The organism is Streptomyces sp. NPDC048057 (assembly GCF_040653095.1).
Lineage (GTDB): Bacteria > Actinomycetota > Actinomycetes > Streptomycetales > Streptomycetaceae > Streptomyces.
Genome location: NZ_JBEZNF010000005.1, coordinates 261,319 through 281,367, shown reverse-complemented (window position 1 = coordinate 281,367; position 20,049 = coordinate 261,319). Strand labels below are relative to the sequence as shown.

Genomic DNA, 20,049 nt, shown 5'->3' with positions numbered 1-20,049 from the left:
GGCCGCGTTCCGGTGTCCGGTGCGCTGAGCGATCAACGGTGGGGCCGGGCGGCCACCGGGGCGCGCCGCCCGGTCAGTGGGCGCCGACGCCGGTGAGGGACTTGACCTCCAGCTCCGCGTACTTGCCCTTGTCGGGCTTCTCCTTGGTCAGGACGGAGCCGAGCCAGCCGAGCAGGAAGCCCAGCGGGATGGAGACGATGCCGGGGTTCTCCAGCGGGAACCAGTAGAAGTCGGCGTTCTTGAACATCGACGTCGGCTTGCCGGAGACCACGGGCGAGAAGAGGACCAGCAGGACGGAGGAGACCAGACCGCCGTAGATGGACCACAGGGCGCCCTGGGTGGTGAACCGCTTCCAGAAGAGGCTGTAGAGGATCGTCGGCAGGTTCGCGGACGCGGCGACCGCGAAGGCGAGGGCGACGAGCCCGGCGACGTTCAGATCGCGGGCGAGGGCGCCGAGCCCGATGGAGACGACGCCGATGGCGACGGTGGCCCAGCGGGCGGCGCGGACCTCCTCCTTCTCGGTCGCCTTCCCCCTGCGGATGACGTTGGCGTAGATGTCGTGGGCGAAGGACGACGACGAGGCGAGGGTCAGACCGGCGACGACGGCGAGGATGGTGGCGAAGGCCACGGCAGAGATCACCGCGAGGAGGATCGCCCCACCAGCGGAGTCGGTGCCTCCGATGTGCAGGGCGAGCAGCGGGGCGGCGGTGTTGCCCGCCTTGTTGGACTCGCTGATCTCCGCCGGTCCCACGATCGCCGCGGCGCCGAAGCCGAGGGCGATGGTCATCAGGTAGAAGGCGCCGATGATGCCGATGGCCCAGTTGACGGACTTCCGGGCGGCCTTGGCGGTGGGGACGGTGTAGAACCGGATCAGGATGTGCGGCAGTCCCGCGGTGCCGAGGACGAGGGCGATGCCCAGCGAGATGAAGTCCAGCTTGGACGTGCCCGTGGCGCCGTACTTCAGGCCCGGCTCCAGGAAGGACGCGCCGTGGCCGCTCTTCTCGGCGGCGGTGCCGAGGAGGTCGGAGATGTTGAAGTTGAACTTCAGCAGCACCAGGAACGTGATGAGGAGCGTACCGGCGATGAGCAGCACCGCCTTGACCATCTGGACCCAGGTGGTGCCCTTCATCCCGCCGATGGTGACGTAGAGGATCATCAGGATGCCGACCAGGGCGACGATCAGCACCTTGCCCGCGTCGTTGGTGATCCCCAGGAGGAGGGAGACCAGCACGCCCGCGCCGGCCATCTGGGCCAGCAGGTAGAAGATCGACACGACGATGGTGGACGTGCCGGCCGCGGTGCGGACCGGGCGCTGGCGCATCCGGTAGGCGAGCACGTCGCCCATGGTGAAGCGGCCGGAGTTGCGCAGCGGCTCGGCGACCAGCAGCAGGGCGACGAGCCAGGCCACCAGGAAGCCGATGGAGTACAGGAAGCCGTCGTAGCCGAAGAGGGCGATGGCGCCGGCGATGCCGAGGAAGGACGCGGCGGACATGTAGTCGCCGGAGATCGCCAGACCGTTCTGGAAGCCGGTGAACTGACGGCCGCCGGCGTAGAAGTCGGCGGCGCTCTTGGTCTGCCGGCCGGCCCAGACGGTGATGATCAGGGTGGCCACGACGAAGAGGCCGAAGAGGGTGATGATCAGCGGCCGGTGCTCGGTGGTCGCGTCCTTGGCGGCCAGTGAGACGAAGGCGAGTTCGCCCACGGCGGGGTGCAGCGTGGCGCTCATGCGTCCGCCTCCATGCGGGACTTGATGGACTCGGCCAGGGGGTCGAGCTTGGCGGCGGCGTGGCGGGAGTAGAGCCAGGCGATCAGGAAGGTGGTGGCGAACTGGGCGAGGCCGAAGACGAGGGCGACGTTGATGTGGCCGATCACCTGGGTGCCCATGAAGCCGCCCGCGTAGTTCGACAGCAGGACGTACAGGAGGTACCAGGTGACGAAGGCGACGGTCAGCGGGAAGGCGAAGGAGCGGTGGGCGTGCCGGAGCCGGCCGAACTCCTCGCTCTCCTGGACCTGGACGAACTGCTCGGTGCTGGGCTGAGCGGGTGCGGGGACCGTGTTGCCCGGGGGCGGGGGTGCGTCGGTAGTCACGGAATCTCCTCGTGACGCGGGTGTCGTCGGACTGGACAAGGCGGACCTTCGTTCCACGGGGTCAGGGGCGGTTTGATGTTGCTCCACCCCCTGACAACGGCACGGGGAGCACGCCGGGCCGGTTCAACTTCGGTCTTTTTTCTTGGAGCTTTCTTTCGTTTTTCCGCTCGAACACATTGATGACGACCAAGATCAACGATAGTTTCGCTCGTCATGTACCCGCCCAAAAAGCACACCGTGCCGGGCGGGTGGACACCAGTGTTTCGACACCGATGATGTGGAGAACCCATGGCTCATCCGGGATCCAGACGACGGCGTGTCATCGCCCTGCCGGCCGGTCTGGCGCTCACGGCCTCGCTCGGCTTCCTCCCCGCGGGGGCCGCGACGGCCGCCCCGGCGACGGCCGCCCCGGCGGCGGACGGCCAGGCGGCGGTCAAGGCGGTCTCGACCGACGGTCCCAAGCTGTCGTACGTGGTGAACGTGAAGGGCGGCCACGGGGTCGCCAAGTCGGTCAAGAAGGCGATAGCCGCGGCCGGCGGCACGATCGTGACGTCCTACGACCGAATAGGCGTCATCGTCGTCCACTCCCAGAACCCGGCCTTCGGGCCGACGATCCGCGCGGTCAAGGGCGTGGAGTCGGCGGGCGCCACCCGCACCGCGCCGATCTCCGCGGTCCAGGACACCGCGATCGACTCCGAGCGCCCGCTGACCTCCCAGGAAGCCGCCGCCGCGGCCCGGGTCGCCGACGGCGGCCAGGACCCGCTGGAGCCGCTCCAGTGGAGCCTGCCCGCCATCAAGGCGGACAAGGCGCACGAGCGCACCCTGGGCAGCAAGAAGGTCACGGTCGCCGTCATCGACACCGGCGTCGACGACACGCACCCCGACCTGGCGCCCAACTTCGACACCCGCGCCTCGGCGAACTGCGTCACCGGCAAGGCGGACACCACGCCCGGCTCCTGGCGCCCCGGCCCGACCGAGTCCGACCACGGCACGCACGTCGCGGGCACCATCGCCGCGGCCAAGAACGGCGTCGGCGTCACGGGCGTCGCGCCCGGCGTGAAGGTCTCCGGCATCAAGGTGTCCAACCCCGACGGGTTCTTCTACACCGAGGCCGTGGTCTGCGGCTTCATGTGGGCCGCGGAGAACGGCGTCGAGGTCACCAACAACAGCTACTACGTCGACCCGTGGCTGTTCAACTGCCGCAACGACGCCGACCAGGCCGCCCTGGTGGAGTCGCTGGCGCGGGCCACCCGGTACGCCGAGCGCAAGGGCGCGGTCAACGTGGCCGCCGCCGGCAACTCGCGGATGGACCTCGCGGCCGACGAGCTGACCGACACCACGAGCCCCAACGACACCACCGCGGTGACGCGGAAGGTCGACCCGAGCCAGTGCCTGGACATCCCGACGCAGCTGCCGGGCGTCGTGACGACGTCCTCGCTGGGCGCGAAGGGGCTGAAGTCGTCGTTCTCGAACTACGGCGACGACGTGATCGACATCTCCGCGCCCGGCGGTGACGCCACCCGCTACCAGACGCCGGAGGGCCCGGCGGTGGACGGCCGCATCCTGTCCACGCTGCCGAACGGCGGTTACGGCTACAAGGCCGGTACGTCGATGGCCTCGCCGCACGTCGCGGGCGTGGCCGCGCTCATCAAGTCGAAGCACCCGAACGCGTCGCCGGCGCTGGTGAAGAACCTCCTGGCCGCGCAGGCGGACGACCGGGAGTGCACCAACCCGTACGACTACAACGGGGACGGTGTGGTCGACGCGGTGTGCGAGGGCGACGTCCGCAAGAACGGCTTCTACGGCGAGGGCGTGACCGACGCCCTCGACGCGGTCCGCCGCTAACCGGGCCACGGGGGCGCGGGCCTGTTCACGGGCCCGCGCTTCCGCTGCGCGGGGCGGCGGGTGCTCCGTGCGGGTGCTCCGTGCGGGTGACCTGCCCGCCGTTTCCCTGCGGGAGCGTCGGTCTCCGCGGCCCGGTGACGGGCTTGTCGCGCAGTTCCCCGCGCCCCTAAAAGCCCCACCCTCGTCCGCAGGCGAGTGACGGGGGCAGCGAAACAGGGGCGCGGGGAACTGCGCGAACAGGCCATCACCGGGCCGCGGAGACCAACCGCTCCCGCGGGGAAACGGCGAGACCGTCAGGGGCGCTGGGGGTATGACCACCACGCCCTCACCACCGCAGAGGCGCCGAGGCAACGCGCCCGCAGGGCTACGGCGCGACTGTCAGGCTGGGCGCTGCCGCGTCGCGCGGGAGCGCGTGGGACAGGACGCCCAGGGTCAGGAGCAGCTGGCCCGCGCCGTAGATGAGCATGATCCAGACGTCCGGCACCGGCGGCTGCGGCCACTCCGCGACGCCGCTCGCGATGATCAGGTCCGAGACCAGGAAGAACAGGCCGCCCAGGCCCGCCACGGCGCCCAGCGTGCTGGAGCGCCAGGCCATCGCGGTGAGCAGCAGTGCGTATCCGGCGACGGGGACCCTGAGGTCCGCCGGCAGGCCCGGCCACAGCAGGGCCACCGCGACGACGAGCGCCAGCCCGTACGCGGGGGCGAGCACCGCAGAAGGGCGTCCCTCGCACGTACGGCGGAAGAGCACCAGGTAGCAGACGTGGCCGACGGCGAAGGAGCCCATTCCGGCGAGGAAGGCCCACTCCGCCCCGGAGAGCAGGAACACGTCGCCGCCCCACCCGAACAGCAGCGCCGCGACCAGCAGCCGCGGCCCGCCGCGCAGCAGCACCAGGGCGACGAGCAGCGGCATGAGGAGCGGTTTGGCGATCCAGTGGCCCTTGTCGGCGTCGACGACGAGCGAGCCGAGGTCGACGAGGAGGACGAGGGCGAAGACCGCGAGCAGCACGCGGCGCACGGTCTCCTGCGGGGACGCCGTCGCCGGTGCCGTGGGTGGGGTGGTCACGCGGTACGTCCCTGGGTGAGCTGTGGGGTGGTCGGGGCGTCGTCACGAGGCGCCGGGGGACCGGGAGGAGCGGGCGCCGGCTGCCACCCCGGCCCGCGGAAGACCCGCCCCGCCCGCTCGCCCCACGTCCGCGCCGCCCGGACGTCCCGGGCGATCGCGGCGTACTCGTGGGTGGCCACGCGCAGCGGGTTGTACGTGCCGATGTCCTTGGTCAGCCCGTAGACGGGCCGCTCGGTCTCCGCCACGAAGGAGCCGAAGAGCCGGTCCCAGACGATGAGGATGCCGCCGAAGTTGCGGTCGAGGTAGCCGCCCTGCGAGGCGTGGTGGACCCGGTGGTGCGAGGGCGTGTTCAGCACGTACTCGAAGGGTCGCGGCAGCTTGCCGACCCGCTCGGTGTGGACCCAGAACTGGTACGCGAGGTTGGTCGACGAGCAGAACGCGACCGCGGCCGGGTGGACTCCGAGCGCCACCATCGGCAGATAGAACGGCCAGACGGACCAGGTGGTCCAGGGCTGGCGCAGCGCGGTGGTGAAGTTGAACCTGCGGCTGGAGTGGTGGACCACGTGGCAGGCCCACAGGACCCTGACGACGTGGTGGCCGCGGTGCGACCAGTAGTAGAGGAAGTCCTGCGCGAGCAGCATCAGCAACACGGTCCACCACAGGACGGGCACCCGCAGCGGGGTCAGCTCGTACACCGCGGTGTAGACGGCGACGATCGGCACCTTCCACAGCAGGTCGAAGACCAGGCTGCCGAGCCCCATGGTGAGGCTGGTGGCGGTGTCCTTCGCGCCGTAGCCCGCCGCTTCCTCGTCCGGCCGGAGCCGGTAGCTGACCATCTCGACGACGGTGAGCAGGACGAACGCGGGGACCGACCACAGCACGACATCGGGCAGGTTGGTCATGGCTGCACCGTAGGCGCGGCGCCCGGGTCGCGACTAGACGTTGTTACCCACAAGTATGCGAGACGAATTGTCAGCAAGTTTTGGTGACTTCCACCAACGTGCGACCGGCCCCCCGCCACCAGGGCTCAGCCGCCGACCCCCACCGCACCGAGCAGGGACCCCGCCGCGTACGTCACCCCCATCGCCAGCGCTCCCCCGCCCACGTTCCGCACCACCGCGGGCCCCAGCCGCGCCGCGCCCAGCCGGGCGCTCCACCAGCCGGTGAAGGTGAGCGCCAGCAGCACCGAGCCCACCGTCACAGCGAGCCGGACGGACGCCGGGGGCAGCACGATCGCCAGCAGCGGCAGCAGCGCGCCCACGGTGAAGGCGAGGAAGCTGGCGCCGGCCGCGTGCCAGGGGTTGGCCAGGGCGTCCGGGTCGATGCCCAGCTCCACCCGCGCATGGGCCCGCAGGGCGTCGCGCTCGGTGAGCTGGACCGCGGCTTCCCGGGCGACCTCGCGCGTCAGGCCCCGCTGCGTCAGCAGCCCCGTCAGCTCCTCCAGTTCCGCCTCCGGCTCCTCCTTCAGCTCCCGCTTCTCGACCGCGAGCGCGGCCCGCTCGGAGTCGCGCTGGGTGGAGACGGAGACGTACTCGCCCGCCGCCATGGACATGGAGCCGGCGAGCAGTCCGGCGAGGCCGGAGGTGAGCAGGGTCCCCCGGTCGCCGGTGGCGCCGGCGACGCCGACGACCAGACCGGCGGTGGACACGATGCCGTCGTTGGCACCGAGCACGGCGGCGCGCAGCCAGTTGAGGCGGGTGCTCATGCCGGACGCGTGGGGCTCGTGGTGGGGGCCGGCGCCGCCCGGGGCCGGGGGTTCGTCGTGCGTCACCCCGGGAGGTTCCCACCGAACGGGCCATCGCGCGCGGACCGACCCGCGCCGCGCGAGCTGCCGGCCCGTCAGTTCCGCCGGCCGCCGACGCGAAGGGCTTGCGGAACGGCCCGATTGGGGCGTCGGACACGGCGGGAACGGCGGTGCCGACAGCGCTGTCAGTGCGGCCCCGTATTCTCTGTGACCATGCTCGACGACAGGACGACGGCAGCGGCACACTGGCCCACCGCATACCCCCAGGGGTATGCGGTCGTCGATGTGGAGACCACCGGACTCGCCCGGGACGACCGGATAGTCTCCGCCGCCGTGTACCGCCTCGACGCCCACGGCGACGTCGAGGACCACTGGTACACCCTCGTCAATCCGGAGCGCGATCCGGGCCCGGTGTGGATCCACGGCCTGACCCAGGAGGTCCTGGTCGACGCCCCGCTCTTCGTCGACGTCGCCGACGCCTTCGCCGAGCGGCTGGCGGACCGGGTGCTCGTCGCGCACAACGCCATCTTCGACTGGTCCATGATCGCCCGGGAGTACGCGCGCGCCAGCCGCACCGCGCCCGTGCGCCAGCGGCTGTGCACGATCGCACTCGCCAAGGAGCTCGCCCTCCCCCTGCCCAATCACAAACTGGAGTCGCTCGCCGCGCACTTCGGCGTCGTGCAGCGCCAAGCCCACCACGCGCTGGACGACGCACGGGTGTTGGCGGAGGCGTTCCGGCCGAGCCTGCACGCCGCCGCGCGCGACGGCGTGCGGCTGCCGCTGCTGGAGTGCCGCCCGCTCACCGAGTGGTCGGACGGCCCCGCCCGGCCACGGGTCGGCCACCAGCCCTCGTACGGGCACCGACCCGCGGGCACCCCGTCGTACGGGGGGACGTGGCGGACCTCGCGGAAGCGGCCCCCCTGCCCCCATCCGAACCCGGGGCGGTACGAGACCGGGCAGCCCCTGAAGCAGGGCATGCGGGTCGCCTTCTCGGGCGACACCTCCGTGGAGCGCGACCTGCTGGAGGACCGGGCCTTCGACGCCGGGCTGCACATCGCCTCCAGCGTCTCCCGCCTCACCAGCCTGCTGGTCACCAACGACCCGGACTCGGCCACCTCCAAGACGCTGAAGGCGAAGACGTACGGCACCCCCGTCCTGGACGAAGCCGCCTTCACCCAACTGCTGCGGGACGTGGCCCCGGCGGACGACGGCGGCGACGGCAAGGGCGATGCGGAAGGCGGCGGCGCAGTCGGGTGACGCCCTCGCGTGCCGCCCCGCGATCGGCCCGCGCCGCCCGCACCCTGTGGCGCATGGCACGTTGCGAGGTCTGCGGTAACGAGTACGGGATGTCCTTCGAGGTGCACGCGCAGGGCGCGGTGCACGTCTTCGACTGCTTCGCCTGCGCCATCCACCGCATGGCGCCCATCTGCGAGCACTGTCGCGTCCAGATCATCGGCCAGGGCGTGGAGGTCCAGGGGCACTGGTACTGCGGTGCGCACTGCGCCCGCGCGGAGGGCGGGGCCGGCATCGTCGACCGCGTCTAGGGCGTGTCCGGCGGCGACTGCCGGCATCGGGCTCCCGGCCGCGGGAGGGGCCCCACCTCCGGGTGTCCGACGGGCGACAGGTACGGTCGGTCCGTGTACCGCTTCCTGTTGACCCGGCAGTGGGTGATCCTCACCCTCATCGGGCTCGTCCTCATCCCCACGATGATCGAGCTGGGCTTCTGGCAGTTCAACCGCCACGAACGCCGGGTCGACCAGAACGCGATGATCGCCCGCAACCTCGACGCCGCCCCGGTCCCGATCGAGGAGCTCACCTCCCCCGGCCACACGGTCCCGCGCGAGGACAAGTGGCGCCGCACCACCGCCACCGGCACCTTCGACCCGGCGAACGAGGTCGTCGTGCGCCGTCGCACCGACGCGGACGAGCGGGTCGGCTACCACGTGTTGACCCCACTGGTCCTCACCGACGGACGGGTGGTCCTGGTCAACCGCGGCTGGGTCGCCTCGCCGGCCGACCCCAAGGCGTTCCCCGAGGTCCCCGCCCCGCCCAAGGGCACGGTGACCGTCGTCGGCCGCCTCAAGGCCGACGAGACGACCAAGGCCAGCGGCATCAAGGACCTCGCCGGGCTGCCGCCGCGCCAGGTGATGCTGATCAACAGCGAGCAGCGGTCCAAGGCGATCGGCAAGCCGGTGCTGGCCGGCTACGTCGAGCAGACCTCGCCCAAGGCCGAGGGCAACACCCCCAAGCAGATCCCGGACCCCGACCACGAGTCGATCGGCGCGCACATGGCGTACGCGATCCAGTGGTGGCTGTTCACCACGGCCGTGCCCGTCGGGTGGGTGATCCTGGTGCGTCGCGAGGTCAGCGACCGGCGCGCCGCGGCGGCGCGCGAGACCAGCGAGCAGCCGGAGCCCGCGCACGCGTGAGCGGCCCGGAGGTTCGACCCGGCCCGCACCCGTACCGCCCCTCGTGTCCCATACGCCCCAAAAGAGTGACGTCGTCGCTCTGATTGGTCCGTGGACAAGACGGGAACACGCCAGAGCGTGACCCAACGCATCGAGGACTACGCCCTCATCGGCGATCTCCAGACGGCCGCGCTCGTCGGCACGGACGGCTCCATCGACTGGCTCTGTCTGCCGCGCTTCGACTCGGCCGCCTGCTTCGCCGCGCTCCTCGGCGACAAGGAGAACGGGCACTGGCGCCTCGCCCCCAAGGGCGCCACCCGCTGCACCCGACGGAGCTACGTCGGCGACTCGCTCGTCCTGGAGTCCGTGTGGGAGACCAGGACCGGCACCGTCAAGGTCCTCGACTTCATGCCGCAGCGGGACGTCACCCCCGACGTGATGCGGATCGTGGAGGGCGTCAGCGGCGAGGTCGAGATGGAGGCGGTGCTGCGGCTCCGCTTCGACCACGGCTCGATCGTGCCCTGGATGCGGCGCTCCGACGGCCACCGGGTGGCGGTCGCCGGCCCCGACTCGGTGTGGCTGCGCAGCGAGCCGCCGGTCAAGACGTGGGGGCAGCAGTTCAGCACGGTCTCCTCGTTCACGGTCGCCGAGGGCGAGCGGGTCGCCTTCGTCCTCAGCTGGCACCCCTCCCACCACCAGCGGCCGGATCTCGTCGACCCCTTCGAAGCGCTGCGGTGCAGCCTCGCCGACTGGGCGCAGTGGTCCGACCGCTGCCGGGTGCAGGGCCGGTACCGGGACGCCGTGGTCCGCTCCCTGATCACGCTCAAGGCGCTGACGTACGGCCCCACCGGCGGGATCGTCGCCGCGCCCACGACCTCGCTGCCGGAGGAGATCGGCGGCGTACGGAACTGGGACTACCGCTTCTGTTGGCTGCGGGACTCCACCCTCACCCTGGGCGCCCTGCTCACCGCGGGCTACCAGGAGGAGGCCACGGCGTGGCGCGACTGGCTGCTGCGGGCGGTGGCCGGCGACCCGGCGGACCTCCAGATCATGTACGGGCTGGCCGGGGAGCGCCGGCTGCCCGAGACGGAGCTGCCGTGGCTCGCCGGATACGCCGGCTCCACGCCCGTGCGCACCGGGAACGCGGCGGTCGACCAGCTCCAGCTCGACGTGTACGGCGAGGTGATGGACTCCCTCTACCTCGCCGCGCAGGAGGGCATCCCCGGCGAGCGGCACGCCTGGTACCTCCAGCTCAGCCTGCTCGGCTTCCTGGAGTCGAAGTGGCGCGAACCCGACGAGGGACTGTGGGAGGTGCGCGGCCCGCGGCGCCACTTCGTGCACTCCAAGGTGATGGCGTGGGTCGCGGCGGACCGCGCCGTGCGCACCCTGGAGGCGGATCCGTCGCTGCGCGGGGACGTGGCGCGGTGGCGCGCGATGCGGGACGAGGTGCACCGGGAGGTCTGCGAGAAGGGGTACGACCCGCAGCGGGGCACCTTCACCCAGTACTACGGCTCGCGCGAGTTGGACGCGGCGACCCTGCTGATCCCCCGGGTGGGCTTCCTGCCGCCGGACGACCCCCGGGTCGTCGGGACGGTGGCCGCGGTCCGCGATGAGCTGGGCTCGTCGGACGGCCTCGTCCGCCGCTACAGCGCGGAGGCCACGGCGGTCGACGGGCTGCCGGGGTCCGAAGGCGCCTTCCTCGCCTGCTCGTTCTGGCTGGTGGACGCGGAGCGCATGACGGGGCGCGAGGAGGAGGCGCGGGAGCTGTTCGAGCGGCTGCTCGCCCTGCGGAACGACGTGGGGCTGCTGGCCGAGGAGTACGACCCGGTCGCCGGCCGGCAGCTCGGGAACTTCCCCCAGGCGTTCAGCCACATCGCCCTGGTGAACAGCGCCCTCGCCTTCGCCCACGACGAGGGGGCAGGATAGGCCCATGGATCTTGGACTGAAGGACCGCGTGTACGTCGTCACCGGTGCGTCGAGGGGGCTGGGCAACGCGTCGGCGCGGGCGCTGGTCGCGGACGGCGCGAAGGTCGTCATCAGCGGCCGGGGCGAACGCACGGTCGCGGACGCGGCGGCGGAACTCGGGCCGGACGCGGTGGGCATCGCCGTCGACAACGCCGACGAGACGGGCCCGGAACGGCTGATCGCCGCGGCCCGTGCGCACTTCGGGCGGTTCGACGGCGTCCTCATCAGCGTCGGGGGACCCGCGCCGGGCTTCGCCGCGGACAACACGGACGAGCAGTGGCGGGCGTCGTTCGAGTCCGTCTTCCTGGGCGCGGTGCGGCTCGCGCGGACCGCGGCGGAGGAGTTGGGCGAAGGGGGCGTCATCGGCCTCGTGCTCTCCAGCTCGGTGCACGAGCCCGTGCCGGGGCTCACCATCTCCAACGGCCTGCGGCCCGGGCTGGCCGGCTTCGCGAAGTCCCTCGCCGTCGAGGTGGGCCCGCGGGGCATCCGGGTCGTCGGCCTGCTGCCGGCGCGCATCGACACGGACCGCGTACGGGAGCTGGACGCGCTGACCGGCGACGCGGAGGCGGCCCGCGAGGCCCACGAGGCGCGGATTCCGCTACGGAGGTACGGGGCGCCGGAGGAGTTCGGCCGCGCGGCGGCGTTCCTGCTGTCGCCGGCGGCGTCGTACGTGACGGGCGTGATGCTCCCCATCGACGGCGGCGCCCGCCACGGCTTCTGATTGTTTGTGGCTCGGTTCGCCTCCACCGCCAGCCACCCCGAACACGCAATCCCGGGGCGCCGCCCCCTTCCCCATGCCCGAAGGGCGTGGTTTTAGGGGCGCGGGGAACTGCGCGAGCAACCGCCCGCGGTCCGCAGAGACCAACGCACCCGCAGGGAAACGACGCGGGAGGCCGCAACCCCGCACCCCGCACCGCAACGCACCCCGCAGGGAGGGCGGGGCTACGTCACGCGGCGGGGGGCGTGTTTCGCGGCGCGGAGGTGGGACTCCGTGGGGAGGGACGCCAGGCCCGCCGAGTCCCGCGCGTGCGCCACCGCCTCCGACGTCAGCCGGTGCAACGTCCCCGCCGGCGAGGCGTACGGCTCCAACAGCAACCGCACCCGCGCCTCCGGCGTGCTGCGCCGTCCCCGCAGGGTGATCGCCGCGCGGGCGACCCCGTCCAGGGACTCCGCCTCGCGTTCGATGACGCCCTCCAGCGCCCGGCCCCTCAGCAGCGCGCCCTCCCCGTCGCCGCTGTCGACCAGCACCTCCGTGAGGCGGGCGCGGCGCAGTTGGGCGAGGAGGAGCCACAGGGCCAGGACGACGAGGACCGCGAGGGTCGCGAGGACGGCGGGCCACCACCAGCCCTCGGCGCGCCAGCGCTCGCGGTCCGCCCGGCTCAGCAGGACGTCGTCGGGTCCGTACCAGGGCCACCAGGACGGCACGTCGAGCCCCGCGCCCGCGGCCAGCACCGCGCCGCCGACGGCGACCAGGGCCAGTCCGGACAGGCCGAGCACGACACGGTTCACGCTCCGCAGCATCGCCGGCTCACCTCTTCTTCACGGGCGTGCGGGACACCCGCACGTTCAGCGCGGGCGGCTTCGCCAGCCCGAGTTCCTCGATCGCCGCGGCCGACGCGGCGTCCACGTCGGCACGGACCTTGTCGAGCGCACGGAAGTGGGAACGGGCCCGCACCGCCACCTTGGAGCGCCCCATGCTGACGCGTACGGACTGGACTCCGGGGACCTCCATCGCCCGGTCCCGCAGCACCAGCGCCGCCGCGTCGCGGGCGAGCCCGGCGCGTACGGTCGGTTCGTCGCGGCGCATCGGCAGCAGCCACCGCAGACCCGGGGTGAGGGCCATGACGACGAGGCAGAGGCCGAGTACGACGACGGCGCCGGCGACCGCCAGCACCCACGGCTCGTCCAGCCGCCACTGCGCGAGGTCCTGCGCGGCGGCCCGGCGCCAGCTCATCGCGGGCCGGCCGGCGCGGACGGCCGCGACGTCGTACAGGAAGACGCCGGCGCCGCCGAGGACGACCAGCGCCAGCAGGGCCGTCGGTACGCGCCGCACGGACCAGAAGCGCCGGGCCCCGCCCCTGCCGGAAGCGGGTTCGTACGACGCACCGGACGCGGACTGGTCCAGGGCGACGGCGGTCGACTGCACCGGTGTGGGTTCGGTCATCGGATCCTGCCCTCCGCGGCGCCGCGCGTGTGTGCCGAGTGCAGCCGTTCGACGGACACGTCCACCTCGGGCACGTCCATTCCCGCCAACGCCCTTACCCGTTCGGCGACCCGATGACGCACCGCACCGCACTGCCCGCCGATGTCGGACGGGTAGTCCAGGTCGAGGCTGATCCGCACCCGGGCGGAGTCCTGGTGGACGACGACGCTCGCATGCGGAGGAGCGCCGTCCCGGGGCACGCGCCCCAGTGCCTCCCGCGCCGCCTGCGCGGCGATCTTGGCGACGACCCGGTCGGCGATGACGGTGGCGCCGCGCTCCCCCGGCGCGATCCGCGTGCCGTCGACGGCCGCCGCGGACCCGTCACCGGCCCCGCCCGCCACCCGCCTCACCGCGGCCGGTCGCCGCGCTCGCGGGAGCGGAAGAAGTCACCGGCTTCGATGTCGCCTTCCAGGAAGCGGCCCACCACGAACCCGACCGCGCCGAGCGCGGCGACCAGCAGGAACGCGCCGAAGCCGCCGAAGTACCCGGCGAAGCCGAGCCCCATGCCGGCCAACAGGCCGACCACAGCCATGCTCATCGTGTGCTCCTTGTCCTGTACGCCGATCTGTGCGCCGACGCCGGAAACCGGCCCTTACTGGAGTCGTGACTCGGGCTCGTCTTCTTCCTCGTCGGGCAGCTTCACATCGCTCACGGCGATGTTGACCTCGACGACCTCCAGGCTCGTCATGCGCTCCACGGCCGAGATCACGTTCTCCCGCACCGCGCGCGCCACGTCGGAGATCGACACTCCGTAGTCGACGACGATCTCCAGGTCGAGGGCGGTCTGCACCTCGCCGACCTCGGCCTTCACTCCGCGCGTCACGCTGGAGCGGCTGCCGCCGGGCACCCGGTCGCGCACCGCGCCGAAGGTGCGGGACAGCCCGCTGCCCATCGCGTGCACGCCGACCACGTCGCGCGCCGCGAGGCCCGCGATCTTCTCGACGACGCCGTCGGCGATGGTGGTGCGCCCGCGGGACCCGGGATCCCCGCCGCGCTTGGTGATGGACGTCCTCCTCGACTCGTCGCCCGAGCCGGATTCACTGCTGGCGGTGTCGCTCATCGCGTGTCCCTTCCAAGCCCGCTCGATGACGGTGCCGGGCCCTGGTGCGGTTGCCCGCGGGGCCGTGCCGGACGCCCGGGAGTTCCGGATGGTCCACACGGCGCCCTCTGCTCCACACTAAGTGCGTCTGCCCCGCACCGCGCCGGGAATGCGGCAGGCTGGGGCAATGACCACTGCTGATGCGGTACGGGGGCGGCTCCGCCCGGGCAGAGTGCTTGCGCTGGGCGCCGCGGGGGACGGCGCGTGGTTGACGGAGGAGGCGGCGCGGCCGGTGCTGCTGCGCGCGGCGGCCGGGGTGCCGGGCATCCGCCTGGAGCGGGTACGACTGGGGCTCGCCGATCCGGAGGGCGCGGCCCCCTTCGTCGTACCGCCGCCGCCGAGCGCGCTGCCGCCCGGCCCGCTGCGGATCTCGGGCGAGTGCACCGTGGGGGCCGGGGTCGTACGACCGCTGCCCGCGCTCGCGTCCGCGCTGCGGGAGGCCCTGTTCACGGCGGCGGGCGCACTGGACCTGGTGGTCGACGCGGTGGATCTGCACGTGGCGGGGGTCCACGAAGACGAGGCGGGCGCCCCGCGTTCCGATCGGGGCCGGGGCGCTGCGCCGGTGGAGGGAACGGCGGCCGTCGAAGGACCGGTGGGCAGGGCCGCGGCGGCGGTACCGGGGGTGTCCCGGCTGACCGCCGCCCTGGGTGCGCCCGTGCACCTGGCGTCGGACCACGTGCGCGTGGAGGTGGCGGTGGCACGGGGCCACCGCCCCTTGGACGTCGTCCGCGCGGTGCGCACGGCGGTGGCCGGCTCGCTGGACGACGACCGCCCGGTGACCGTGCTGGTCACCGCCGTGGACGAAGAAGTGGACGAAGAAGAGGAAGCGTCCTAGTCGCCGATGCCGGCGAGGTCGCGCAGTCGGCGTGCCTGGGCCGCGCGTTCGGCGACGTACTGTTCGCCCGGCGCGCGGTCCGCGGCGCCCTGGAGCAGCGCCTTCGTCTCGATGACCGCGTCCCGCGGCGCGGTGAGCAGTGCGGCGGTCAGGTCGCTGACGGCGGCGTCCAACTCGTCGCGGTCGACGACGAGGTTGGCGAGCCCGGTGCGCTCGGCCTCCTCGGCGTGGACGAAGCGGCCGGTGGCGCAGATCTCCAGCGCCCGGGCGTAGCCGACGAGGGACACCAGGGGGTGGGTGCCGGTGAGGTCGGGAACGAGGCCGAGACTGGTCTCGCGCATGGCGAACTGCACGTCCCGCGCGACGACCCGCAGGTCGCAGGCGAGGGCGAGTTGGAAGCCGGCGCCGATCGCATGGCCTTGTACGGCGGCGATGGTGATGAGGTCGCGCCGCCGCCACCAGGTGAACGCGTCCTGGTACTCGGCGATGGCGGCGTCCAGCGCCTCGTCACTGCCGCGTGCGAGGTCGAGGAAGGACGGCTCGCCGTCGAAGCCCTCGGGCGTGAACGCCTGTCGGTCGAGGCCCGCGGAGAAGGACTTGCCCTCGGCGCGCAGCACCACGACCCGTACGCTGCCCGGCAACGACCGACCGGCCTGCACCAACGCCCGCCACAGCGCAGGCGATTGGGCATTGCGCTTCGCCGGGTTGGTCAGCGTCACCGTGGCGGTCTCGCCGTCGACTGCGAGACGTACGCCGTCCTGGTCGAGCACGAGGTCGCGTACGGCGTCGGACGTGGTCATGGGCGCCTCCGGGTCGGGGTGCAGTCCGTGCAGACTAGCTAAGCAACTGCACAGTAACCACCCGGCCGACCGTGTGATCCGGCCGGGTGCGCACCTACGAACGCCGGTGGGTCCACGCCCGTCCGTGTCCGTCCGGACGGCGTCGGGGACCGGCCGTCAGGCCGATGCGGCCTTCTTGCCCCGTGTCGCTCCGCCGCGTCCGCGCAGCGTGACTCCGGACTCGCTGAGCATCCGGTGGACGAATCCGTAGGAGCGGCCGGTCTCTTCGGCCAGCGCCCGGATACTCGCACCGGAGTCGTACTTCTTCTTCAGGTCAGCCGCGAGCTTGTCGCGCGCGGCACCGGTCACCCGGCTGCCCTTCTTCAGAGTCTCGGCCACCCGTGCCTCCTCATGGGAAGTGCGCTCTTGGACTTCTCATGATCACCCCTCCTGGGCTTCCTGGCCACCCATTCGGCAAGGTCCGTGGACGAGCTTTGCCCGGCGACGCGGGCCGTCCAAGCCGCCGCGGCGCCCGGCCGCGCGCCTGCAGGACGGGTCCACGCACCGCTTCCGGAGAGAGTTGCCAGGTCAGAGGTGGGTACGGGAAGAACGCGGCGGGGCGGGCGGCGCCCTGGGGCGGTCGTCGGAGATCCGCCAGGACCCACACCGGGGTACGAGATCGCCTCACTCAGATGACGGATCACCCCTGAGCCGAATGATCCATACGGAGTGGATCATTCCGTATGGAGCCGTGTGGCCGGTGCGCGCTGCGGGGGCGGCGGGGCGGCCGGGTCAGGCGAGGGTGACCAGGTCCGCGTAGTCCGCGCCCCACAGGTCCTCGACGCCGTCGGGCAGCAGGATGATCCGCTCCGGCTCCAGCGCCTCGACCGCGCCCTCGTCGTGGGTCACCAGGATGACCGCGCCCTTGTAGGTGCGCAGCGCGCCGAGGATCTCCTCGCGGCTCGCCGGGTCCAGGTTGTTGGTGGGCTCGTCGAGGAGGAGCACGTTCGCGGAGGAGACGACCAGGGTGGCCAGGGCCAGTCGGGTCTTCTCGCCGCCGGAGAGCACCCCGGCCGGCTTGTCCACGTCGTCGCCGGTGAAGAGGAACGAGCCCAGCGTCTTGCGCACCTCGACCAGGTCGAGGTCGGGCGCGGAGGTGCGCATGTTCTCCAGGACCGTGCGGTCGGGGTCCAGGGTCTCGTGCTCCTGGGCGTAGTAGCCGAGCTTGAGGCCGTGGCCGGGGGTGACCGCGCCGGTGTCAGGCCGCTCGACGCTGGCGAGCAGCCGCAGCAGGGTCGTCTTGCCGGCGCCGTTGAGGCCGAGGATGACGACCCGGGAGCCCTTGTCGATGGCCAGGCTCACATCGGTGAAGATCTCCAGGGAGCCGTACGACTTGGACAGCCCCTCCGCGGTGAGCGGGGTCTTGCCGCAGGGCGCGGGCTCGGGGAAGCGGAGCTTGGCGACCTTGTCGGAGACGCGCGCCTCCTCCAGGCCGGCGAGCAGCCGCTCCGCGCGGCGGGCCATGTTCTGCGCGGCGACGGTCTTGGTGGCCTTGGCACGCATCTTGTCGGCCTGGGCGTTGAGCGCGGCGGCCTTCTTCTCGGCGTTCTGACGCTCGCGCTTGCGGCGCTTCTCGTCGGCCTCGCGCTGCTGCTGGTAGAGCTTCCAGCCCATGTTGTAGATGTCGATGGTGGCGCGGTTGGCGTCGAGGTAGAAGACCTTGTTGACGACCGTCTCGACCAGGTCGACGTCGTGGGAGATCACGATGAAGCCGCCGCGGTAGGTCTTCAGGTAGTCGCGCAGCCAGACGATCGAGTCGGCGTCGAGGTGGTTGGTGGGCTCGTCCAGGAGCAGGGTGTCGGCGTCCGAGAAGAGGATCCGCGCCAGCTCCACGCGGCGGCGCTGGCCACCGGAGAGGGTGTGCAGCGGCTGGCCGAGGACCCGGTCGGGCAGTCCGAGGGCGGCGGCGATGGTGGCGGCCTCGGCCTCGGCGGCGTACCCGCCCTTGGTGAGGAACTCCGTCTCCAGGCGCTCGTACCGCTTCATCGCCTTCTCACGGGTGGCTCCCTTGCCGTTCGCCATCCGGTCCTCGTTCTCCCGCATCTTGCGCAGCACGGAGTCCAGGCCGCGGGCGGAGAGGATGCGGTCGCGGGCGAGGGTGTCGAGGTCGCCGGTGCGCGGGTCCTGCGGGAGGTAGCCGACCTCGCCGGAGCGGGCGATGGCGCCGGCGGCGGGGATGCCCTCGCCGGCGAGGCACTTGGTGAGGGTGGTCTTGCCGGCGCCGTTGCGGCCGACCAGGCCGATGCGGTCGCCCTTGGCGACGCGGAAGGTGGCGGACTCGATGAGGACGCGTGCGCCGGCGCGCAACTCGATGCCGGAAGCGGTGATCACGGACAGACTCCAGGACAGCTGTGTCGAACGGCGGAAGGATGGGCGGAAAGGGCCGCGAGGGCTTCGACGCCGTCTATTGCGCAAGGAGAATGGCCATACGGGCCAGTCTAACGGGGGCGTGCAAGTGGTTTGGCTCCCCGCGCGTCCCGTGCGCGGGGCCCGCACGGCTGGGCGCCGCGGGGCCGGGGCCCCGCGGCGCCGCCTCAGGCTCCGCCCGTGTGGACCTGGAAGGCCGCGCGCCGCAGCGCCTTGGCGAGGGCCGGGTCCGGGTGGGCGGCGGCCAGCGCGACCAGGACCTGCACGGTGCGCGGGTGACCGCCGGAGCGGACCTCGGCCAGCAGCGCCGGCACGGTGCCCTGGACCGCGGAGTCCAGGTGGCGCAGCAGCAGCTGCGGCTCCCCGTGGTCGGCGACGGCGGCGGCGGTGTCCACCCACAGCCAGGTCGCCTCCGCCCGGGTGAGGACGTCCTGGGCGTCCTCGGCGTCCATCCCCTCGTACTCGGCGAGCCAGAGCAGGGCGTACGGGCGCAGGGAGGGCTCGACGGCCGCGGCGCGCACCTCGGGCTCGGCGGGGGCGCCGACGACCCGCAGGGCCTCGAAGGCGAGCCCCCGCAGCAGGGCGTCCTCGCCGCGGGCGACGGTCAGCAGCTCGGCGACGGAACTGGCGACCGTACGGGCGGCGAGCCAGGCGCGGTACTCGGCGCGGGCGGGGCCGGGGGTGAGGCGGGCGCAGCCGCGCAGCATGTCCTCGGCGGGCTGCTCGATGTTCCCGGCCGGGCTCTGGGCCGCGACGCAGATCTGTTCCAGCTTGACCCAGACCGCCCAGTTGCCGAGGGGGGTGAGGGTGGCGGAGCGGCCCCGGTCGAGGGTGAGCGCGCCGACCGCGGCCATCCCGTCCAGCGCCCACTCCAGCAGTCCGGCGACGGGCAGGTCTCCGGCGGGCGGGGGCGCGGCCCCTTCCGCGGGGTCGTCCGGCAGCAGGCAGCGCTCCTCGCGCAGCTCCACCACTCGCTGCTCCAACATGTCGAGCAGGGTGGTCACGGCGACCGGGCCGGCGGAGAGCTGGAGCAGGGAGAGCAGTTGGGGGATGGCCTCGACGACTTCGGCGACCGCGGTGGTCGCCACGTCGTCCGGGGCGGGGTGCGCCAGCGACCAGGCGTCGAAGAGGGCGACCCAGCCGCGCAGCACGGCCATGTCGTCGCGGTCCCAGGCACGCAGCCGCCAGCCGGGACGCACGGTGTCGCCGTGGAGTTCGACGAGCCCGGCGAGGCGGGCCCGGTCCCAGTCCGCGCGCACCTGCGGGCGGGTCAACTCCAGTGCGGCGGCGGCGCGTTCCTCGGCGGCTGCGGCCAGCGGGGCGGTGCCCGCGTCGCCGTCGGCGGCGGCCCAGCGGGCGATGCGCACGGCGTCGACGAGCAGTCGCCGGGCCTGTCGGGCGAGTTCTGCGGGGGGCGGGGTGCCCTCGGGAGGACGCGGCGCGGGCCGGGTGCGCCGGGTGGTCACGGCCCTGCGTGCACTGGCCAGCGGTCGCGGGCGGACAAGACGGAGTCTGGAGTTGCGCGCCAATTGCTCATCAGGCTTTCGGGACGTCACGGGGAGCAGTCTTCCCGTTGACGGCCCGAAAGCCCAA

21 protein-coding genes are annotated in these 20,049 nt (G+C 72.7%); 7 read left to right on the top strand and 14 right to left on the bottom strand.

The genetic code is table 11. From position 1 onward, the window contains the following. Positions 1-73: 73 nt before the first annotated feature. Together AB0E05_RS08025 and AB0E05_RS08020 are read right to left on the bottom strand one after the other, a co-directional pair. Positions 74-1,726: a cation acetate symporter gene (locus tag AB0E05_RS08025; RefSeq protein WP_361960486.1), complete on the bottom strand. Its 1,653-nt coding sequence runs from the start codon at positions 1,724-1,726 to the stop codon at positions 74-76. Then, positions 1,723-2,088, bottom strand: coding sequence for a DUF485 domain-containing protein (locus AB0E05_RS08020; protein ID WP_361960484.1), 366 nt, complete (start codon positions 2,086-2,088; stop codon positions 1,723-1,725). The genes AB0E05_RS08025 and AB0E05_RS08020 overlap by 4 nt, the downstream gene beginning before the upstream one ends. 288 nt (positions 2,089-2,376) lie before the next feature. Here AB0E05_RS08020 and AB0E05_RS08015 point away from each other — a divergent pair, with 288 nt between their 5' ends. Beyond that, complete coding sequence (locus AB0E05_RS08015) at positions 2,377-3,933, top strand: S8 family serine peptidase (protein ID WP_361960482.1); 1,557 nt, start codon at positions 2,377-2,379, stop codon at positions 3,931-3,933. Between the two features lie 364 nt (positions 3,934-4,297). On the opposite strand, the gene AB0E05_RS08010 is transcribed toward AB0E05_RS08015, so the two are convergent. The 3 genes from AB0E05_RS08010 to AB0E05_RS08000 all read right to left on the bottom strand — a co-directional run bounded on the left by AB0E05_RS08010 (position 4,298) and on the right by AB0E05_RS08000 (position 6,701). Next, the gene (locus tag AB0E05_RS08010; protein ID WP_361960480.1) at positions 4,298-4,996 is read right to left on the bottom strand and encodes a lysoplasmalogenase; all 699 of its coding nucleotides are present in this window, start codon (positions 4,994-4,996) and stop codon (positions 4,298-4,300) included. Further along, positions 4,993-5,898: a sterol desaturase family protein gene (locus AB0E05_RS08005; RefSeq protein WP_361960478.1), complete on the bottom strand. Its 906-nt coding sequence runs from the start codon at positions 5,896-5,898 to the stop codon at positions 4,993-4,995. Before AB0E05_RS08005 ends, AB0E05_RS08010 begins: the two co-directional genes overlap by 4 nt. Positions 5,899-6,023: 125 nt before the next feature. Next, the gene (locus AB0E05_RS08000) at positions 6,024-6,701 is read right to left on the bottom strand and encodes a VIT family protein (RefSeq protein ID WP_361960586.1); all 678 of its coding nucleotides are present in this window, start codon (positions 6,699-6,701) and stop codon (positions 6,024-6,026) included. A 246-nt stretch (positions 6,702-6,947) separates the two neighbouring features. Here AB0E05_RS08000 and AB0E05_RS07995 point away from each other — a divergent pair, with 246 nt between their 5' ends. The 5 genes from AB0E05_RS07995 (at position 6,948) to AB0E05_RS07975 (ending at position 11,834) form a co-directional block, all read left to right on the top strand. Next, positions 6,948-7,997, top strand: coding sequence for a DEDDh family exonuclease (locus AB0E05_RS07995; protein ID WP_361960476.1), 1,050 nt, complete (start codon positions 6,948-6,950; stop codon positions 7,995-7,997). 53 nt (positions 7,998-8,050) lie between these two features. Then, positions 8,051-8,284 (top strand): hypothetical protein, encoded by a 234-nt coding sequence (locus AB0E05_RS07990; RefSeq protein WP_361960474.1) that lies wholly within the window; start codon positions 8,051-8,053, stop codon positions 8,282-8,284. Positions 8,285-8,377: 93 nt separating this feature from the next. Then, the gene (locus tag AB0E05_RS07985) at positions 8,378-9,169 is read left to right on the top strand and encodes an SURF1 family protein (protein WP_361960472.1); all 792 of its coding nucleotides are present in this window, start codon (positions 8,378-8,380) and stop codon (positions 9,167-9,169) included. Positions 9,170-9,286: 117 nt separating this feature from the next. Further along, positions 9,287-11,074 carry a glycoside hydrolase family 15 protein gene (locus AB0E05_RS07980; RefSeq protein ID WP_361960470.1) on the top strand — a complete coding sequence of 596 codons (1,788 nt, stop codon included), beginning with the start codon at positions 9,287-9,289 and terminating at the stop codon, positions 11,072-11,074. Between the two features lie 4 nt (positions 11,075-11,078). Further along, the gene (locus tag AB0E05_RS07975) at positions 11,079-11,834 is read left to right on the top strand and encodes an SDR family oxidoreductase (protein ID WP_361960468.1); all 756 of its coding nucleotides are present in this window, start codon (positions 11,079-11,081) and stop codon (positions 11,832-11,834) included. A gap of 221 nt (positions 11,835-12,055) precedes the next feature. Here AB0E05_RS07975 and amaP read toward each other — a convergent pair whose 3' ends face one another. Genes amaP through AB0E05_RS07950 form a run of 5 tightly spaced genes read right to left on the bottom strand, consistent with a single transcriptional unit; the run spans position 12,056 to position 14,376 of the window. Next, the gene (amaP, locus tag AB0E05_RS07970) at positions 12,056-12,634 is read right to left on the bottom strand and encodes an alkaline shock response membrane anchor protein AmaP (protein WP_361960466.1); all 579 of its coding nucleotides are present in this window, start codon (positions 12,632-12,634) and stop codon (positions 12,056-12,058) included. A gap of 7 nt (positions 12,635-12,641) precedes the next feature. Further along, positions 12,642-13,277 carry a DUF6286 domain-containing protein gene (locus AB0E05_RS07965; RefSeq protein ID WP_361960464.1) on the bottom strand — a complete coding sequence of 212 codons (636 nt, stop codon included), beginning with the start codon at positions 13,275-13,277 and terminating at the stop codon, positions 12,642-12,644. Then, positions 13,274-13,657 carry a hypothetical protein gene (locus tag AB0E05_RS07960; protein ID WP_361960462.1) on the bottom strand — a complete coding sequence of 128 codons (384 nt, stop codon included), beginning with the start codon at positions 13,655-13,657 and terminating at the stop codon, positions 13,274-13,276. Before AB0E05_RS07960 ends, AB0E05_RS07965 begins: the two co-directional genes overlap by 4 nt. Positions 13,658-13,662: 5 nt before the next feature. Then, a complete protein-coding gene (locus AB0E05_RS07955) occupies positions 13,663-13,854 on the bottom strand; it encodes a hypothetical protein (protein WP_361960460.1) in 192 nt (63 codons plus the stop codon). Between the two features lie 54 nt (positions 13,855-13,908). Then, entirely contained in the window at positions 13,909-14,376 is a 468-nt protein-coding gene (locus AB0E05_RS07950; RefSeq protein ID WP_361960458.1) for an Asp23/Gls24 family envelope stress response protein, read from the bottom strand. Between the two features lie 166 nt (positions 14,377-14,542). Here AB0E05_RS07950 and AB0E05_RS07945 point away from each other — a divergent pair, with 166 nt between their 5' ends. Beyond that, complete coding sequence (locus AB0E05_RS07945) at positions 14,543-15,250, top strand: hypothetical protein (RefSeq protein WP_361960456.1); 708 nt, start codon at positions 14,543-14,545, stop codon at positions 15,248-15,250. Here AB0E05_RS07945 and AB0E05_RS07940 read toward each other — a convergent pair. The 4 genes from AB0E05_RS07940 to AB0E05_RS07925 all read right to left on the bottom strand — a co-directional run bounded on the left by AB0E05_RS07940 (position 15,247) and on the right by AB0E05_RS07925 (position 19,922). Further along, positions 15,247-16,050 carry an enoyl-CoA hydratase/isomerase family protein gene (locus tag AB0E05_RS07940; RefSeq protein ID WP_361960454.1) on the bottom strand — a complete coding sequence of 268 codons (804 nt, stop codon included), beginning with the start codon at positions 16,048-16,050 and terminating at the stop codon, positions 15,247-15,249. The genes AB0E05_RS07945 and AB0E05_RS07940 overlap by 4 nt on opposite strands. Positions 16,051-16,206: 156 nt before the next feature. Then, complete coding sequence (locus AB0E05_RS07935) at positions 16,207-16,428, bottom strand: helix-turn-helix domain-containing protein (RefSeq protein ID WP_006123601.1); 222 nt, start codon at positions 16,426-16,428, stop codon at positions 16,207-16,209. Between the two features lie 393 nt (positions 16,429-16,821). Beyond that, positions 16,822-18,420 (bottom strand): ABC-F family ATP-binding cassette domain-containing protein, encoded by a 1,599-nt coding sequence (locus AB0E05_RS07930; protein ID WP_361960452.1) that lies wholly within the window; start codon positions 18,418-18,420, stop codon positions 16,822-16,824. A 203-nt stretch (positions 18,421-18,623) separates the two neighbouring features. Continuing rightward, positions 18,624-19,922 carry a hypothetical protein gene (locus AB0E05_RS07925; protein WP_361960450.1) on the bottom strand — a complete coding sequence of 433 codons (1,299 nt, stop codon included), beginning with the start codon at positions 19,920-19,922 and terminating at the stop codon, positions 18,624-18,626. Positions 19,923-20,049 lie beyond the last annotated feature (127 nt).

What these genes read in the sequence shown, in the direction of transcription:
- amaP (WP_361960466.1), bottom strand. Translation starts at nt 12,634, where the DNA reads ATGCTGCGGAGCGTGAACCGTGTCGTGCTCGGCCTGTCCGGACTGGCC.
- AB0E05_RS08015 (WP_361960482.1), top strand. Translation starts at nt 2,377, where the DNA reads ATGGCTCATCCGGGATCCAGACGACGGCGTGTCATCGCCCTGCCGGCC.
- AB0E05_RS07940 (WP_361960454.1), bottom strand. Translation starts at nt 16,050, where the DNA reads ATGACCACGTCCGACGCCGTACGCGACCTCGTGCTCGACCAGGACGGC.
- AB0E05_RS08025 (WP_361960486.1), bottom strand. Translation starts at nt 1,726, where the DNA reads ATGAGCGCCACGCTGCACCCCGCCGTGGGCGAACTCGCCTTCGTCTCA.
- AB0E05_RS08000 (WP_361960586.1), bottom strand. Translation starts at nt 6,701, where the DNA reads ATGAGCACCCGCCTCAACTGGCTGCGCGCCGCCGTGCTCGGTGCCAAC.
- AB0E05_RS07945 (WP_361960456.1), top strand. Translation starts at nt 14,543, where the DNA reads ATGACCACTGCTGATGCGGTACGGGGGCGGCTCCGCCCGGGCAGAGTG.
- AB0E05_RS07975 (WP_361960468.1), top strand. Translation starts at nt 11,079, where the DNA reads ATGGATCTTGGACTGAAGGACCGCGTGTACGTCGTCACCGGTGCGTCG.
- AB0E05_RS07955 (WP_361960460.1), bottom strand. Translation starts at nt 13,854, where the DNA reads ATGAGCATGGCTGTGGTCGGCCTGTTGGCCGGCATGGGGCTCGGCTTC.
- AB0E05_RS07965 (WP_361960464.1), bottom strand. Translation starts at nt 13,277, where the DNA reads ATGACCGAACCCACACCGGTGCAGTCGACCGCCGTCGCCCTGGACCAG.
- AB0E05_RS08005 (WP_361960478.1), bottom strand. Translation starts at nt 5,898, where the DNA reads ATGACCAACCTGCCCGATGTCGTGCTGTGGTCGGTCCCCGCGTTCGTC.
- AB0E05_RS07950 (WP_361960458.1), bottom strand. Translation starts at nt 14,376, where the DNA reads ATGAGCGACACCGCCAGCAGTGAATCCGGCTCGGGCGACGAGTCGAGG.
- AB0E05_RS07990 (WP_361960474.1), top strand. Translation starts at nt 8,051, where the DNA reads ATGGCACGTTGCGAGGTCTGCGGTAACGAGTACGGGATGTCCTTCGAG.